Origin of the sequence: Stenotrophomonas maltophilia group sp. Smal12, assembly GCF_037079935.1 — a bacterium.
Lineage (GTDB): Bacteria > Pseudomonadota > Gammaproteobacteria > Xanthomonadales > Xanthomonadaceae > Stenotrophomonas > Stenotrophomonas sepilia.
On sequence record NZ_JBAWUK010000025.1, the window covers coordinates 12784 to 29428 of the forward strand.

The 16645-nt window shown below is 66.4% G+C and carries 15 protein-coding genes; 10 read left to right on the forward strand and 5 right to left on the reverse strand.

Features of this window, described 5'->3' with window-relative positions:
- The first annotated feature begins 40 nt into the window (after nt 1-40).
- Together WDC87_RS12305 and WDC87_RS12310 are read left to right on the forward strand one after the other, a co-directional pair.
- Complete coding sequence (locus WDC87_RS12305) at nt 41-1456, forward strand: deoxyribodipyrimidine photo-lyase (RefSeq protein ID WP_088497190.1); 1416 nt, start codon at nt 41-43, stop codon at nt 1454-1456.
- Between the two features lie 139 nt (nt 1457-1595).
- A complete protein-coding gene (locus WDC87_RS12310; protein ID WP_005416156.1) occupies nt 1596-2291 on the forward strand; it encodes an OmpA family lipoprotein in 696 nt (231 codons plus the stop codon).
- A gap of 202 nt (nt 2292-2493) precedes the next feature.
- Here WDC87_RS12310 and WDC87_RS12315 read toward each other — a convergent pair whose 3' ends face one another.
- Entirely contained in the window at nt 2494-3525 is a 1032-nt protein-coding gene (locus tag WDC87_RS12315; RefSeq protein WP_061477953.1) for a LysR family transcriptional regulator, read from the reverse strand.
- 147 nt (nt 3526-3672) lie between these two features.
- Here WDC87_RS12315 and WDC87_RS12320 point away from each other — a divergent pair, with 147 nt between their 5' ends.
- The 6 genes from WDC87_RS12320 to WDC87_RS12345 all read left to right on the forward strand — a co-directional run bounded on the left by WDC87_RS12320 (nt 3673) and on the right by WDC87_RS12345 (nt 11500).
- A complete protein-coding gene (locus WDC87_RS12320; protein ID WP_049414419.1) occupies nt 3673-3900 on the forward strand; it encodes a hypothetical protein in 228 nt (75 codons plus the stop codon).
- On the forward strand, nt 3897-4667 hold the full coding sequence (locus tag WDC87_RS12325) for an SDR family NAD(P)-dependent oxidoreductase (protein ID WP_053499154.1): 771 nt from the start codon (nt 3897-3899) through the stop codon (nt 4665-4667). Before WDC87_RS12320 ends, WDC87_RS12325 begins: the two co-directional genes overlap by 4 nt.
- Nucleotides 4668-4758: 91 nt before the next feature.
- Nucleotides 4759-5982 carry an efflux RND transporter periplasmic adaptor subunit gene (locus WDC87_RS12330; protein ID WP_252744979.1) on the forward strand — a complete coding sequence of 408 codons (1224 nt, stop codon included), beginning with the start codon at nt 4759-4761 and terminating at the stop codon, nt 5980-5982.
- Between the two features lie 127 nt (nt 5983-6109).
- The gene (locus tag WDC87_RS12335; RefSeq protein WP_072168316.1) at nt 6110-9280 is read left to right on the forward strand and encodes a multidrug efflux RND transporter permease subunit; all 3171 of its coding nucleotides are present in this window, start codon (nt 6110-6112) and stop codon (nt 9278-9280) included.
- A gap of 67 nt (nt 9281-9347) precedes the next feature.
- Entirely contained in the window at nt 9348-10085 is a 738-nt protein-coding gene (locus WDC87_RS12340) for an SDR family oxidoreductase (protein WP_072168315.1), read from the forward strand.
- A complete protein-coding gene (locus WDC87_RS12345) occupies nt 10079-11500 on the forward strand; it encodes an efflux transporter outer membrane subunit (protein ID WP_072168314.1) in 1422 nt (473 codons plus the stop codon). The genes WDC87_RS12340 and WDC87_RS12345 overlap by 7 nt, the downstream gene beginning before the upstream one ends.
- Nucleotides 11501-11543: 43 nt before the next feature.
- Here the strand turns inward: WDC87_RS12345 and WDC87_RS12350 are convergent, their stop codons facing one another.
- Nucleotides 11544-11921, reverse strand: coding sequence for a VOC family protein (locus tag WDC87_RS12350; RefSeq protein WP_005416164.1), 378 nt, complete (start codon nt 11919-11921; stop codon nt 11544-11546).
- A 141-nt stretch (nt 11922-12062) separates the two neighbouring features.
- Here WDC87_RS12350 and WDC87_RS12355 point away from each other — a divergent pair, with 141 nt between their 5' ends.
- Entirely contained in the window at nt 12063-12326 is a 264-nt protein-coding gene (locus tag WDC87_RS12355; protein WP_088497192.1) for a hypothetical protein, read from the forward strand.
- A gap of 19 nt (nt 12327-12345) precedes the next feature.
- Here WDC87_RS12355 and WDC87_RS12360 read toward each other — a convergent pair whose 3' ends face one another.
- The 3 genes from WDC87_RS12360 to hchA all read right to left on the reverse strand — a co-directional run bounded on the left by WDC87_RS12360 (nt 12346) and on the right by hchA (nt 15025).
- On the reverse strand, nt 12346-13203 hold the full coding sequence (locus tag WDC87_RS12360; protein ID WP_072168313.1) for an endonuclease/exonuclease/phosphatase family protein: 858 nt from the start codon (nt 13201-13203) through the stop codon (nt 12346-12348).
- A 240-nt stretch (nt 13204-13443) separates the two neighbouring features.
- Entirely contained in the window at nt 13444-14148 is a 705-nt protein-coding gene (locus WDC87_RS12365) for a PA1136 family autoinducer-binding transcriptional regulator (RefSeq protein WP_072168312.1), read from the reverse strand.
- A 4-nt stretch (nt 14149-14152) separates the two neighbouring features.
- Nucleotides 14153-15025, reverse strand: coding sequence for a glyoxalase III HchA (hchA, locus tag WDC87_RS12370; RefSeq protein WP_072168311.1), 873 nt, complete (start codon nt 15023-15025; stop codon nt 14153-14155).
- A gap of 379 nt (nt 15026-15404) precedes the next feature.
- Between hchA and WDC87_RS12375 the strand changes: the two genes are divergently transcribed.
- Nucleotides 15405-16628: a cytochrome P450 gene (locus WDC87_RS12375; RefSeq protein ID WP_227837426.1), complete on the forward strand. Its 1224-nt coding sequence runs from the start codon at nt 15405-15407 to the stop codon at nt 16626-16628.
- Nucleotides 16629-16645 lie beyond the last annotated feature (17 nt).

Sequence of the window (16645 nt, forward strand, 5' to 3'; positions counted from 1 at the left end):
CTGGCTATCATGTGCGCCTTCCACAACGAAGGCATTGCCTGTGTCGGTAGCGTTGGTATGGTTCCGCCGTGATCTGCGGCTGCAGGACAATCCGGCCCTGCAGGCCGCGCTGGATGCCGGTCACCATGTGGTGCCGGTCTACATCCACGCGCCGCATGAAGAGGGGGAGTGGACGCCGGGTGCCGCCTCCGATGCGTGGCGCCACCGTTCACTGGGTGCCTTGGATGCCGACCTGCGCACGCGCGGCTCGTCGCTGGTGCTGCGCAGTGGTGACAGCCTGCCGGCCCTGCAGTTGCTGATCGAGCAGACCGGCGCCGAGGCGGTGTACTGGAACCGCAAGTACGAGCCGGCCACCCAGCCTCGCGACGCCACCATCAAGCGCACGCTGCGCGAGCAGGGCGTCGACGCGCAGAGCTGCAATGGCAGCCTGTTGTTCGAGCCCTGGGACATCGCCACCCAGCAGGGACAGCCGTACAAGGTGTTCACGCCGTACTGGCGCAACGTGCTCAGTCATTGGCGCCTGCCGGCACTGCAGGCCGCACCGCAGGCACTGGCGACGCACGCGGTCGACAGCCTCGCAATTGATGATCTACAGCTTGCACCGACGCTGGATTGGGATACCGGCTTCTGGGAGCACTGGCAGCCGGGCGAAGCCGGTGCGCTGGAGGCGCTGTCGGTGTTCGAGGACGGCGCCTTGCGCGGTTACCGCGAGCAGCGAGACCTGCCCGATCGCGTGGGCACCTCGCGGATGTCGCCGCACCTGCATTTCGGTGAGATCGCACCGTGGCGCATCGCGCATGCGCTGGAAAGACGGCGCAGTGCCGGCACCGATGCCGACATCGACGGCTATCTGCGGCAACTGGGCTGGCGTGATTTCGCCTACCACCTGTTGCATCACTTTCCGAAGACGCCCACGGACAACCTCAATCCGCGTTTTGACCGCTTCCCCTGGGCGGCGCCGACTGCAGCGCAACTGCACGACTGGCAGCGCGGCAACACCGGCGTGCCGATCGTTGATGCCGGACTGCGCGAGCTGTGGCACACCGGCTACATGCATAACCGGGTTCGGATGATCGTGGCCAGTTACCTGTGCAAGCACCTTCGCGCGCACTGGCTGCATGGCGCGCGCTGGTTCTGGGACACCCTGGTCGATGCCGATCTGGCCAACAACACGATGGGCTGGCAATGGGTGGCCGGGACCGGCGCCGATGCCGCGCCGTACTTCCGGGTGTTCAACCCGGTCACCCAGGCCGAGAAGTTCGATCCGCAGGCCCGCTACATCAGCCGCTGGGTGCCCGAGCTGGCGGCGCTGCCGGTGAAGGCGCGGTTTGCGCCGTGGCAGCATCCTCTGCTCCTGGCCGCACACGCGCCTGACTACCCACGCACGCCGATGGTGGACCTGGCAGAGGGCCGCGATGCTGCGCTGGCGGCATACCGCCAGTCGGGGGCGGGGTAAAGGGTGACCCGAGCGATCCGGTCAGTTAGCTGAACGCGGCCCTGTCGGCGCACCGGATCATCATCCCGACATCGCATTCGGCTGTTTATCCTCTCTGCGCCCGCAAGCCGCCGGCCGACCGGAAACCAAGGAGAACCTCATGATCCGCAACACCACCCGCAACGTCGCACTGGCCCTGATGAGTGCGGCCGTCCTGTCGGCCTGCGCCACCGGCGGCTCCTATGTGCAGAGTGACCAGTACGGCAACCCGACCGAACAGCAGAACCGGACCGGCCGCAACGCGCTGATCGGTACCGCCATCGGCGTGGCGGCCGGCCTGCTGACCGGCGACAGTGCTACCGAGCGGCGCCAGCACGCGCTGATCGGTGCCGGTATCGGCGCACTCAGCGGTGCCGCCGTCGGCCAGTACCAGGATCGCCAGGAACGCGCACTGCGCGAGCGCACCGCCAACACCGGCATCGATGTGCAGCGCCAGGGCGACAACATCATGCTGAACCTCCCGGACGGGATTACCTTCGACTTCGGCAAGGCGACCCTGAAGCCGCAATTCTATGGCTCGCTCAACGGCGTGGCCGGTACGCTGCGTGAGTACAACCAGACCATGATCGAGGTGGTTGGCCACACCGACAGCATCGGCAGCGACGCGGTCAACAACCGCCTGTCGAAGGAACGCGCCGACTCGGTCGCGCAGTACCTGATCGGCCAGGGCGTGCAGAGCGTGCGTATCGAAACGCTGGGCGCCGGCAAGGCGTACCCGATTGCCGACAACAGCACCGACGCCGGCCGCGCCAAGAACCGCCGCGTCGAGATTCGGGTGATTCCGCTCAAGCAATAACGCGTAGCGTTGCTGCTTGAGCCGGTCCGGCCATCGGCCGGAACGAAAATGCCGCCCTTGCAGGCGGCATTTTTGTGGGTGCCGAACGTTGCTCGGCACGCCGACAGCGCATGCAGAGTCGAGCCGCGCTCGACTCCCTCTGTAAGCCATGCCGACCAAGGTCGGCATCTACCAGGAGATGGATAGGCGCTCTTGTTGCAGGTTACGCCGCCGAAGCGGCCACCTTCTCCAGGATCCGCTTGCCACTGTTCTCCAGCGCGGCATCTTCCTGTGCCTTCTGCTGCTGTGCCAGCTTCGCGCCGGGGCACTGCGCCAGCATGTAGTTGGCATCGAAGTTGAGCTTCTCGACCAGGAAGTCGACAAATGCACGCACCTTCGGCGAGACCAGGCGGCCGCCGGCGAATACGGCATTGAAATCCACTTCCGGGCCGGTCCAGCCGGCCAGCACGCGGCGCACCATGCCCGATTCGACGAACGGCTTGGCCATCACATCACCGGTCAGCAGCAGGCCTTCGCCACAGACCAATGCACCATTCAACGCAGACATGTCGTTGGCGGTCATCAGCGGGGTGACCGGGAAGTCGCGCAGTTCGCCCCCATTCTCGCCCAGCTGCCAGGTGAAGCGCGGCGAGTTGCCGGTATGGTACGGCTTGCGCATCGCCAGGATGCGATGGAACTGCAGCTCTTCCGGATGCAGCGGTTCGCCATAGCGCTCAATGTAGGCCGGACTGGCGAACACCTGCGTGCGCAGGCTGCCCAGCTTGCGCGCGACCAGATTGGAATCGGGCAGGGCACCCACGCGCAGTGCCAGGTCCGCTTCACCGGCGATCAGGTCCAGCTTCTCGTTGCCCATGTGCATGTCCAGGCGGATCTCTGGATACTGCGCATGGAACTGGCCCAGCAGCGGCGCAATCCAGGTGATGCCGATCGAGTAGGGCACAGTGAAGCGCAGCCAGCCGCGCGGGCCGGACTGCAGCTGGCTCACCGCGCTCTCCGCTTCTTCCAGCTCGCGCGCGATGCGCTGGCAGTGCTCGTGATAGATCGAACCGGCTTCGGTCAGGCCGAGGCGGCGCGTGGTCCGGTGCAGCAGGCGCGCGCCCAGGCGCGTTTCCAGCTCCTGCACTTTGCGGCTGACCGTGGTCTTGGGCAGGCCGAGCGATTTGGCAGCAGCAATGAAGCTGCCTTGCTCGACCACTTTGACGAAGATCAGCGTCTCGTTGAGATCGTGGGACATGGTCGGGGGTCCTGGACGTCGGGGATGGGACAATCGTGACAGAACGATTGGACCGGGTGCGGGATGATTATTCCCCTTAATCAGGACTAATCAAGTAAAGGTTTGAGGTCTATCGTGGCGCCATTCGTTAATTGGAGCCCGTCCGCCATGAGCCTGCGCAACATTCTTGCCCGACTCCGGAACGCCGGCCAGAACACCCTGGACCTGGCGATGACCGTCGAAGCCCGTCCGAGTTCCTTGGTACACAAGGACTTTCGTGAGTTTACCGCGCCCATGCGTCAGCAGCGTGGCGGTGCCATCCGCCTGGTCCCGCACAAGGGCGACCGCCTGCGTCGAATCGGGACTATCCCGGATTTGGGAGGAAATGTCCCGTGAATGGGATACTGACGCCCGAAGTCCTGGTCCTTGGCGGTACCGGTGCCGTCGGCCAGGGCGTGGTCGGCGCGTTGCTGGAAGCCGGCAGCCCGGTGCTGGTGGTTGGCCGCGATCCGGGCCGGCTGGCCGCGCTGCATGAGCAGTTCGCGGATGAGCCCGGACTGGAGACGCTGCTGGGTTCGCTCAGCGATGACGGCTCGGCACGCGCGCTGGCCGAACGCATCGCGCAGCGCCCGCGTCCGTTGGCCGCCGTGATCGCGGCCATGGGTGGCCCCTACCGTCGCGGCCGGGTGATCGACCGCAACGGCGATGAGCTGCTGGGCGCGATGCAGGCCGACCTGATGCCGCACGTGCACGCCGTGCGCCACCTGCTGCCGCTGCTGCAGGACAACGTGCATGCGCGCCGCTACGTGATGATCGGCAGCCCGGCCAACGCCAAGCCCTGGGCGGGCTACGGCGAGACCTCGATCACCACCGCCGCACTGCGCATGTACGCGCAGGTGGTGCACCAGGAAGCGCAGGCGCTGGGCGTGCGCGCGCAGATGCTGGAAGTCTGCAGCCCGGTGTGTACCCCGGCCAACGCGGCCAATGCCTGCATCGAGTGGCCCAGCTCGCTGCTGGTCGGTCGTCGTGTGGTCTCCCTGCTTGATGGGTGCCGAGACAACCGCGCCATCGTCCGCTGCGACAGCAGCGATGCCGAATTGCCGCGTGGCCTGCTGCACCTGGAAGTTCCTCCGCTGTGGCGCGACACCGCAGGCATCGCTTGACCTCGACCATGGTTGAGGTCGCAGTATTCGCCGCCGATTTTTGCAACACGTTCTCATATCGCTGTACCACCCCTCCGTACGGATGCATGCCATGACTTCCCCCAATACCACCCCACATCGTTTCGGCCATCGCATTGCGATGGCCGGCGTGTCGATCCTCGCCGCGGCCGTGCTTGCAGCCTGCAGCGGCGGCCATGCCGAAGAAGGCGGTGCACCGCCGCCGCCGCAGGTCAGCGCCGCGCCGGTGCTGGTCAAGCAGGTCAGCCAGTGGGACGAGTTCAGTGGCCGCGTCGAAGCGGTGCAGAGCGTTGAACTGCGTCCGCGCGTTTCCGGCTACATCGACAAGGTCAACTACGTTGAAGGCCAGGAAGTGAAGAAGGGCGAAGTGCTCTTCACCATCGACGCGCGCAGTTACCAGGCCGAGTACGATCGGGCAGCCGCCGAACTGGCCCGCGCCCGTACCCAGGCCACGCTGGCCCGCAGCGAGTCCGAGCGCGCCAAGCGGCTGTCCGAGCAGCAGGCGATCTCCACCGAGACCGCCGAGCAGCGCCGTGCGGCTGCCGACCAGTCCGGCGCCGCCGTGCAGGCCGCGCAGGCAGCATTGGATGCCGCCCGCCTCAATCTTGAGTTCACCAAGGTGCGGGCACCGATCGACGGCCGTGCCGGCCGCGCGATGGTCACCGCCGGCAACCTGGTCACCGCCGGCGACAGCGCCAGCGTGCTGACCACGCTGGTCTCGCTGGGCACGGTGTTCGTCTACTTCGATGCCGACGAAAGCACCTTCCTGCGCTACGCCCAGATGGCACGCAAGGGTGAGCGCCCGAGCGAGCGTGACAGCGCGCTGCCGGTGAAGGTCGGCCTGTCCGGTGAAGAAGGCTACCCGCACACGGGCAAGGTCGACTTCCTCGACAACCAGGTCGCCCGCAGTACCGGGACCATCCGCGTCCGCGCGCTGCTGGACAACGCCGATCGCCAGTTCACGCCGGGCTTGTTCGCCCGCGTGCAGCTGCTTGGCAGCGGCCAGTTCCAGGCGCTGCTGATCGACGACAAGGCCGTGCTGACCGACCAGGACCGCAAGTACGTGTACGTGGTCGACAAGGATGGCAAGGCCCAGCGCCGTGACATCCAGCTCGGCCGCACCGCCGACGGCCTGCGTATCGTCGAGCACGGCCTGGCCGCCGGTGACAAGGTGATCATCGATGGCGTGCAGAAGGTCTTCATGCCGGGCATGCCGGTGCAGGCCAAGGCGGTGGCGATGCAGCCACAGCCGGCGCCGGCACCGGGCCGCGATGCCACCGCTGCCCTGAAGCACTGATCCGCCGTCTCCTGATCCGCGTTTCCGCTTAGCTGCCGGCGCCAGCGGCAGCCTTCCCTGCCTTCGTCATCCCGGCGAGGGGCGGGGTGGCTGTTGCCCGCCGAATGCCTTTCCCAGGAATTCCTCCATGGACTTTTCCCGCTTCTTCATCGACAGGCCGATCTTCGCGGCGGTGCTGTCGATCGTGATCTTCGCCGCAGGCCTGATCACGATTCCAATCCTGCCGATCAGTGAGTACCCCGAAGTGGTGCCGCCGTCGGTGGTCGTACGCACGGTGTATCCGGGCGCCAACCCCAAGGTCATTGCCGAGACCGTCGCCACGCCGCTTGAAGAGGCCATCAACGGCGTCGAAGGCATGATGTACCTGAAGTCGGTGGCCGGCTCGGACGGCGTGCTGCAGATGACCGTCACCTTCCGCCCGGGCACGGACCCGGACGCAGCGGCGGTGAAGGTGCAGAACCGCGTGGCGCAGGCGCAGGCGCGCCTGCCCGAGGACGTGCGCCGGCAGGGCGTGACCACGCAGAAGCAGTCGCCAACCTTCCTGATGGTGGTGCACCTGACCTCGCCGCAAGGCAAGTACGACACCCTGTACCTGCGCAACTACGCGCGCCTGCACGTCAAGGATGCGCTGGCGCGTATTCCGGGCGTGGGTGATGCGCAGATCTTCGGTGGCGGCGACTACGCCATGCGTGCCTGGCTGGACCCGGACAAGGTGGCTTCGCGCGGCCTGACCGCCAGCGACGTGGTGCGCGCCATGCGCGAGCAGAACGTGCAGGTGTCGGCCGGCCAGCTTGGCGCCGAACCGCTGCCGGACAGCAAGTTCCTGACCCTGATCAACGCCCAGGGCCGGCTGAAGACCGAGAAGGAATTCGGCGACATCGTGCTCAAGAGCGGCACCGATGGCGAGATCGTGCGCCTGTCCGACGTGGCCCGCCTGGAACTGGGTGCGGGCGACTACACCCTGCGCTCGCAGCTGGACGGCAAGAACGCGGTGGGTATCGGTATCTTCCAGTCGCCGGGTGCCAACGCGCTGGAAATCCGCGATCAGGTCATCTCGACGATGGACGAGATGCAGAAGACCATGCCGGCCGATGTGAAGTACGAAGCGGTGTATGACACCACCATCTTCGTGCGCGACTCGATCAAGGCCGTGGTCTCCACGCTGCTGGAAGCGATCGCCCTGGTGGTGCTGGTCGTGATCCTGTTCCTGCAGACCTGGCGTGCGTCGATCATTCCGTTGATCGCGGTGCCGGTGTCGGTGGTGGGTACGTTCGCCGCGCTGTACCTGCTGGGCTTCTCGATCAATACGCTGAGCCTGTTCGGCCTGGTGCTGGCGATCGGCATCGTGGTCGACGACGCGATCGTGGTGGTGGAGAACGTTGAACGCAACATCGAGGAAGGCCTGTCACCCACCGCCGCGGCCCACCAGGCCATGCGCGAAGTGTCCGGCCCGATCGTGGCGATCGCGCTGGTGCTGTGTGCCGTGTTCGTGCCGATGGCCTTCCTGTCCGGTGTCACCGGCCAGTTCTACAAGCAGTTCGCGGTCACCATCGCCATTTCCACGGTGATCTCGGCGATCAATTCGTTGACCCTGTCGCCAGCCCTGGCCGCGCGCCTGCTGAAGGCCCATGGCGCTCCGAAGGACGGCCCGAGCCGCCTGATCGACCGCCTGTTCGGCTGGGTGTTCCGTCCGTTCAACCGCTTCTTCAAGTCCAGCTCGGAGAAGTACGAGCGTGGCGTGGCCCGCATCCTCGGCCGCCGCGGTGCGGTGTTCGTGGTCTACGCGATCCTGCTGGTCGGTACCGGCGTGATCTTCAAGCTGGTGCCTCCGGGCTTCATTCCGACCCAGGACAAGCTGTACCTGATTGCCGGTGTGAAGCTGCCGGAAGGTTCGTCGATCGCCCGCACCGATGAAATGCTGCGCAAGGTCGCCAAGATCGCCCAGGAAACCGATGGCGTCGCTCACACCATCTCGTTCCCCGGTCTGAACGCGCTGCAGTTCACCAATACGCCGAACACCGGTGTGGCGTTCATCCCACTCAAGCCGTTCGCCGAGCGCCATGGCCGCACCGCCGCGCAGATCAATGCCGAGATCAACCAGAAGATCGCCGGCCTGCAGGAAGGCTTCGCGTTCGCGATGATGCCGCCGCCGATCCTCGGCCTGGGCAATGGCAACGGCTACCAGATGTTCATCGAGGACCGTGGCAACCTGGGTTACGGCGCGCTGCAGAATGCGGTGCAGGCCATGCAGGGCACCGTCGCGCAGACCCCGGGCATGGCCTTCCCGATTTCCAGCTACCAGGCCAACGTGCCGCAGCTCGATGCCGAGGTGGACCGCGTCAAGGCCAAGGCACAGGGCGTGCAGCTCACCGAACTGTTCGACACCCTGCAGACGTACCTGGGTTCGGCCTACGTCAACGACTTCAACCAGTTCGGCCGTACCTGGCAGGTGATCGCCCAGGCCGATGGTCCGTACCGCGAGACGGTCGAGGACATCGGCAAGCTGCGCACCCGCAATGACCGCGGCGAGATGGTGCCGATCGGTTCGATGGTCACCATCAAGCAGACCTTTGGCCCGGACCCGGTGCTGCGCTTCAATGGCTATCCGGCAGCGGACCTGGCCGGTGAAGCCGACCCGCGCCTGTTGTCCTCGGCCGAAGCGATGACCAAGCTGACCGAGATCGCCGGCAAGGTGCTGCCGGTGGGCATGACCACCGAATGGACCGACCTGAGCTACCAGCAGGCAACCCAGGGCAAGGCCGCCTTCATCGTGTTCCCGGTGGCGATCATGCTGGCCTTCCTGGTGCTGGCCGCGCTGTACGAGAGCTGGTCGCTGCCGCTGGCGGTGATCCTGATCGTGCCGATGACCCTGCTGTCCGCGCTGTTCGGCGTGTGGCTGACCGGTGGTGACAACAACGTGTTCGTGCAGGTCGGCCTGGTGGTGCTGATGGGTCTGGCGTGCAAGAACGCGATCCTGATCGTCGAATTCGCCAGAGAGCTGGAGATGGGCGGCAAGGGTATCGTTGAAGCCGCGCTGGAAGCCTGCCGCCTGCGCCTGCGCCCGATCGTGATGACCTCCATCGCCTTCATCGCCGGCACGGTGCCGCTGGTGCTGTCTCACGGTGCAGGCGCCGAAGTGCGCTCGGTGACCGGCATCACCGTGTTTGCTGGCATGCTGGGTGTGACGCTGTTCGGCCTGTTCCTCACCCCCGTGTTCTACGTGGCCCTGCGCAAGTTCGTCACCCGCAACGGTGGTGGCCAGCTGGTGCAGCACGGCGAACCGACCATCCATCACTGACAGGGAACGTTGCTGACACTGGCCGCCCGGTCGGTGTCGGTTTTCCCCCTCATCAAGGCATGACTCCATGAACTCCCATCAGAACAAGATCGCACTGGTTACCGGCGCCACCCGTGGCATCGGCGCCGAAACCGTACGCCAGCTGGCCAGCAACGGCGTGCATACGCTGCTGGCCGGGCGCAAGCGTGAGGCCGCCGTGGAGCAGGCGCTGAAGCTGCAGGCCGAGGGCCTGCCGGTGGAAGCACTGCAGCTGGACGTCACCGACAGCGCCAGCATCGCCGAGGCGGTGCAGCAGGTGCGCGAGCGCCACGGCCGCCTCGACATCCTGGTCAACAATGCGGGCGTGTTGCTGGAAAATCCGGCGCAGCGGCCGTCGGAGCAGTCGTTGGACACCTGGCGCCGCACCTTCGAGACCAACGTCTACGCACTGGTCGCGGTGACCCAGGCCTTCCTGCCGCTGCTGCAGCAGGCCAAGGCAGGCCGCATCGTCAATGTCTCGAGCATCCTCGGTTCGCAGACCCTGCATGCCGATCCGGCGTCGGGCATCTACGACATGAAGGTTCCGGCCTACAACGCCTCCAAGGCCGCTGTGAACAGCTGGACCCTGGCACTGGCGCACGAACTGCGCAACACGCCGATCAAGGTCAACACCGTGCACCCGGGCTACGTGAAGACCGACATGAACGGCGGCCACGGCGAAATCGAAATCGCCGAAGGCGCGCGCTCCAGCGTGCAGATGGCGCTGATCGGCCATGAAGGCCCGAACGGCAGCTTCACCTACCTGGGCGAGGTGCTGCCATGGTGATCCGCACGTTGGCGATGGCCGTCTCCAGCCTGGTGCTGGCGGGCTGTGTCAGCGTCGGCCCGAACTACAAGGCCCCGGTGCAGGAACCGGTGGTCCTGCAGGGTGCACAGCAGCCGGTGTTCAGTACCGCTTCGCCGGTCGCCAGCTGGTGGGCGCAGTTCGATGATCCGGTGCTGGAACAGCTGGTGCACGGCGCACTGTCGGACAACCTGGACCTTCGCGTGGCCGTGGCCCGCGTCAGCCAGGCCCGCGCGGTGTTCGTGGAAAGCCGCCTCGACCAGGCTCCGCACGTCACCGCTGGCGGCAGCTACGACCGCCGCAAGCAACCCGATCCGCAGCTGGGTGGGCAGCGGGTGTTCAGTGAAAGCTACCAGCTCGGCTTCGACGCCGGCTGGGAGCTGGATCTGTTCGGCCGCAAGCGCCGTGCTGCTGAAGCCGCGCGCGCCGACCTCGGTGCCGAGCAGGCCAACCTGGCCGATGCGCAGGTCCTGGTCGCCGCTGAAGTGGCACGCAATTACTTCGAGCTGCGTGGTACGCAGAAGCGCATCGCGGTGGCCCAGCACACGCTGGAAAACCTGCGCGATACGCAGAAGCTGACTGAGGCGCGCTGGGAGCTGGGCGCAGGCAGCGAGCTGGATGTGCAGAGCAGCCGTGCCCGCCTGAAGGCGATCGAGGCTGACATCCCGTTGCTGGAAGTGGCCGAGGCGCAGTCGCGCAACCGGCTGGCCGTGCTGCTCGGCCAGCGCCCGGAAGTGCTGACTGACATGCTCGCGCCGCACGACGTACCGGCCTTCGCCAAGGCACTGCCGCTGGGCGATACCCGCGAACTGCTGCGCCAGCGTGCCGACGTGCGCGTGGCCGAGCGTCGCCTGGCGGCTGCGACCGCACGCGTGGGCGTGGCCACGGCGGACCTGTTCCCGCGGTTGTCGCTGTCCGGCTTCGTCGGGTTCCTCGGCGGCGATGCCAGCGGCCTGGTCAATGGCAGCAACAAGGCCTGGTCGCTGACCCCGTCGCTGAGCTGGGCGGCATTCGACTTCGGCACCGTGCGTGCACGCCTGCGCGCCAGCAAGGCTGAAGCCGAAGGCGTGGCCGCGCAGTATGAGCAGGCGGTACTGCTGGCCCTGGAAGACACCGAGAACGCGCTGACCCGCTATTCCAAGCAGCAGGCACGGTTGGCGATCGTGGTCGAGCAGGCGCAGGCGGCACGGCGTGCCGAATCGCTGGCGCAGATTCGCTATCGCGAGGGCTCCGAGGACTTCCTGACCCTGCTGGATGCGCAGCGCACGCAGCTGGCAGCCGATGATGCGTTGGCGGCGGCCGAGTCCGAGGTCAACGTCAGCGTGGTGGGCGTGTACAAGGCGCTGGGCGGCTGGGGGCAATCACCGCAGCAACCGAGCGTGGCGCAGGTGCAATGACTCCAGGGGGGACGGAGGCCGTGGCTTCCGTCCCTTTGCTCTTTCAGGGCCACTGATTGGCCGGCACCTCGCGCTCGCGCATGCGCACGATGCAGAAGCGATGGCCGGTCGGTGCTTCCATCACCCACCAGCGCTTGACGAAGCCTATCCGTCGCGCGCCGAGCTTCTCCAGGCGGTCGGCTTCGGCATCGATGTCGTCGCTCTCGATGTCCAGATGCACCCGTGACGGGTGATCGACCCGCTGGACCTCAACGTCCAGGCCCGCCGGTGCGCCCAGCAGGTCGGCATACTCGGCGCCCCCTTCGGCACGCGCCGCCTGTGCCTGCAGGCCGAGCGCGGCGGCCCAGAAACGGGCGCCTTCGTCGGCGGGAAGGTCCTGGCAGTCGATGATGAATCCAGCCAGCCGGCTCTGGTGTGCCATGTGCTGCTCCGCACTTCGAGGGGTACGCGGCAGGGTAGCGCGTTGCATTCCGCGTACGTCTTCACCTTCGTGACGTTTCTGACTCTGCCGGATTTCGGGCCCGCCGTGTAACTAGTGGGTCAGGCACTCGGGAGGAAGGCGATGGCGGACGGAAGGCGGGATACCCAACGGATATTGTTCGGCGACCCGGGTCCACCGGGTGCGGGGCTGTCAGTGGCAGTCGTGGTACTGCTGGTGCTGGCGACGATGGCCGCAGCGGTCGGTTTCCTGCGCCTGCAGGATTCGATGCTGGGACTGGGCCTGATCGGCGTGGCGGTGTTCCTGGCGATAGGGGCCCGCATCTGCCAGGCGCGCGATCAGCATCAGGCCCTGTATCGCCTGCTGTCGCGGCAGCCGCCGCTGTAGCTGCGGCTGCCGTGCGGGGTCAGTGCTGTGGCCAGTCCAGTTCGACCACCAGCGGGAAATGATCCGATGGCAGCACGCCATCGATGCGGCGGTCATCGGTCAGGAAGCTGCGCGCGTGGAAACCGCGCACCAGCACCCAGTCCAGCTGCGCGGTGGCCTTGCCAGTGAAATCGTGGAAGGTCAGTCGCGGGCCCTGCGGTGTCTTCACCTGGGTACGGGTGTCGTGCAATACGCGGGTGAATGCCTTGTAGGTGTCGCCGCCGGGTTCGCTGTTGAAGTCACCGGTCAGCACCACCGGCAGGTCGGCCGGCAGGCCGGCCACGCGCCTGCCGATCAGCTCGGCACCTTTCACCCGACGTGGTTCGTCCTCGTCGCGGTAGGGCAGGTGGGTATCCATGAAATAGAAGCGGCGGCCGTCATCGATGCGGCGGAACAGCGCCCAGGTGACCATGCGTGGATACAGGTTGCCCCAGGTGATGCTGCCGGGCACATCGGGCGTATCAGACAGCCAGAAGTTGCCTGATTCCTCGATCGCCAGCACCTTGCTGTCGTAGAACACGCCCATGTGCTCGTCGCCGCTGCCGCCGCGGCGGCCCTCGCCGAACCAGCGGTAGCCGGGCAGGTGCTGGGCAAGGTAATCGGCCTGCTCCTGCACCAGCTCCTGGGTACCGATCACCGCCGGGTGCGCATCGAGGATGACCTTCACCATCGCATCGCGACGATCGGGCCAGCGCTTGCCGGGCTCGGTATCGGCCGGGGTGCGCACATTGAACGACATCACCTTCAACGGCGCAGGGGCTGCGGCCCAGGCGCTGGTCGCAGGCAGGGCAAGCGCCAGCAGGGCACAGAGTACGGGGCGACGGAAACGCGACAACATCGTGGAATCCCTCCATTCCATGAAAACGGTTTCACAGAGCATGCCACGAATGCGCGGACAGCGTTATGCAGGGATGGGTGGCTCGCGGATGCCGGGCGGGCGATGAACGTCCCACCCGGTGGACCGCGCACCGGCGATCACGGGTCGTAGCTCATCCCGTCGCCTGCCTTCTGCAATCGCGCAGATGCCCAGCGCGTATGCAGCACGCTGATCAGGCAGCAGGAAGTGTCTCCATCCTGATCAGTCTTCAATCTCGCCACGGCGGCCTGCCGCGCGCACTGCCTGAGCGGTGGTGGCCACGCCAAGTCGTTGCCGTGCTCGCCGCAGGTGGTTCTCAACGGTGCGCGCAGACAGCCCCAGCGTGGCCGCTATCTCTGCCTGGCGCCGTCCAGCGGCGACCCAGCGCAGCACCTCGCGTTCGCGTGCGCTCAGCGCGCCCGCGCGGATGTCGGCCGGCGCTTCGGCCAGACGCCGCGCCGCACGGAAGGCGGAGGTGCCGACCATGTCCAGCAGCACACGCGCGCTGGCGGATGCATCAATCGAGGTGCCGGCAAAACTGACCGCACCCTCCAGACCGGTCGGGCCGAACACCGGAACCTGCAGCCCATGCAGGCCATCGCCGCGCGGCTGCTTCACCACCTGATAGCGTTCGCCGCGCACGCCCTGGCGCTTGCTCCAGAAGAACGGCGCAGTGCTGTCCAGCACATGACGGTTGACCGGGCAGGCATGCAGGTAGCGGGCGAGTGCGGTATCGCTGCCGTCACCGAACCAGTCACCTTCGATCCAGTACACGCGCTGTGCGCCGCGCTCCAGCCCGGTTCCGGTGGCAAACACCAACAGGCGGTCGTAGCCCAAGGGTGAGGCGGCGGCGCGCAGCACGCCGCCCACCGCAGGCAATGACCGAGCCTGTTCCAGTTCCAGCAGCGCGGGCACCAGCGCAGGCATGGGCTCAGCGCCCCGCCAGTGCATCGAGCAGCGTACGCGCGGCCAGCTTGCCCAACGCATTGCCGGCCAGCGGGCTGTCGCCGGTCAGCAGCAGGCGATCCTGCAGCACGCTGCCATCGATGCCCTCATTGACGATCTGCACGCCCTGCTGGGCCAGTCGTTCGCCGAAGAACCAACGCAGCTGCCCGGGCATGTAGCCGATCTCCGGTGTCTGCCGGTCCATTGCGTCGGGGAAGGCGCAGATGCGGTAGCCGCGGAACAACGAGTCACCCTCGGCTTCGTCGACGCCCGCTGCCAGCAGCGCCGCCGGGCCATGGCAGAGGGTGATGATGTGGCGCTGCTCGGCCATGGCCCACTGCAAGGTGGCCTTCACAGCGCGGCTTTCCGGGAGGCCGATCAACGCGCCGTGCCCACCGGGAATGAAGACAGCGGCGTAGTCCGAATCGGTGCCCAGGCCGGCCACCACCTGGTCCAGCTGCAACGGCTGGCGGAAGCGTGCCTGGTAGCGTTCGTACAGGGCGCCGATCTCGCTGTCCTTGTGTGGGAAGGCCCACCATTCGAACTTGACCGGGTTGCCGGACAGCGTCGCCACGTCGATGTCGAAGCCGGCCTTGTCCAGGTGGTACATCGGCAGCAGGGTTTCCACCGGATGGTTGCCGGTGGAGAACAGGTGGCCATTGGCGGTCGGCAGATAGCGCTCGTCGGCGGCGATCATCAGCACCTTCCAGCGACCATCGCGGCGCGCATCCGGATAGTCGGCGCCGGACAGGTCGCTCTTGGGCGAGGTGAACTGCGAGAGCGAATACGGGGACGGGAAGAAGGCATCGCGCTCGGCCGGATCGGGGCTGGGCTGGCGGCTGGGCTCTTGCGTGTTCATGCAGACCTCCGTTGGGGGAAAGTGAGCCCAGCATAGGAGGCCGGACGCGCAGGCGCGATGAGGGATTCCCCTCAATCGGCCGCAACCAGGATGCTGCAGTGCGCCACCCGGCCGGTTGGACAGCGGGATTATGTCGTGTTATCTAGCCGGTGCCGGGATAATCCCGGCATAACCACACAGCAAGCAAAGGAATGAAAATGAAAAGATTCGCCCGAGCATTGCGCGTCACTCTGAATATTCATCCGAACGAAAAGAGCAGCGTGTGGAATACCTGGCCTCTGTCGGTCGAATTCTGATCCTGCGGGCCAAACCCGCGATTGAGCGGTAGCAAGACGAAGGGACTCGTCTTTCGAGTCCCTTCCTGCCGGAGACGCACTGCATGCAAGGGATGTCGAATGAAGGCAGCGCCATTGCTGCCGAGCGCCTGGCTGCGCGCGTGGAGCGCGAAGGGCCTGTGCTGAAGCTGGAAACCGGTGGAATCGGGGTGTTCTGCCCGGAACTGGCCGGCAAGGTCGACAAGGAGAATTCCGAGCACCTGTTCGTGGTCGAGTCGCTGGCCGACCTGTTCCGCCGGCACGAACGCGTGCGCTGGACCGAAGTGCGCAGCCTGATTGCCACGCGCAGTGCTGAACTCACCAGTGCACAGACTCTGGAGGCGTTGCAGTCGCGCATGCGGCAGGCATTGGACGCACTGTGCGGGCGCGAGCTGGATGCCACGCCAGCCGTGTGGAAGGTGATGGCGCATCCGCTGGTGCCACTGGTGATCGATGGGCTCGACGCACGCGGCACCGCAGCCATCGAACGCGCCCTGCATCTGCGCTACACCACCCAGGTCGAGCAGGTCATCCATCGGCGCCACCTGCTGCGCAACTTCCTCATCGGCCGTGCCGAATCACGGGCGATCGCCGCCGAACTCAAGCGCCGGGTCCGCAGCGGACGTTCGGCGCTGGACTACGCGCAGTCATTGCTGAGCCTGCGAGAGCGCATCGGCCTGGACAAGGTCACCTACCTGGTCACCGTGCAGCTGATCGCCATTTCCGGCGTGCCCGGCATGATGGCCGCCTGCCTGCTGTTGGCGATGCAGATGCATCCACACTGGCGCCAGCGCATCGAGGAGGAATTCGCGCCGCTCTCGGATGCGGAGATCCATGCGCTGCCGATCGCCAGGATTCCCTGCACGATGCGCTTCCTGAAGGAAGTGATGCGGCTGTACTCCACGCCCTTCAACAACCGCCGGGTGGCCGCCTGCGATCTGCAGGTGGAAGGGCAGGCCATCGCCGAAGGCACAGTGTTCGAGTTGAGTTCGTTCATCCAGCACCGCTCGGCGAAGTACTGGGATGACCCGCTGCAGTTCGATCCTGATCGCTGGTTGCCCGAACGGCGCAAGCGTACCGCCGGCATCTATGTGCCTTACGGCTTCCCAACGCGTTCCTGCGTGGGGTCGGCGGTCGGCAATGCACAGCTGGTACTGCTGTGCGCGCTGCTGGCACGCGAGTTCCGCTTCACCCCCAGCGCCGACTATCGGCCCGAGGTGCGCATGGAGGGCTTTGCGATTCCGGCGGCGCTGCATGGCACGTTCTCGCGGCGTACGGCCGGTGCCTGATCTGTCGGGACGGCGGC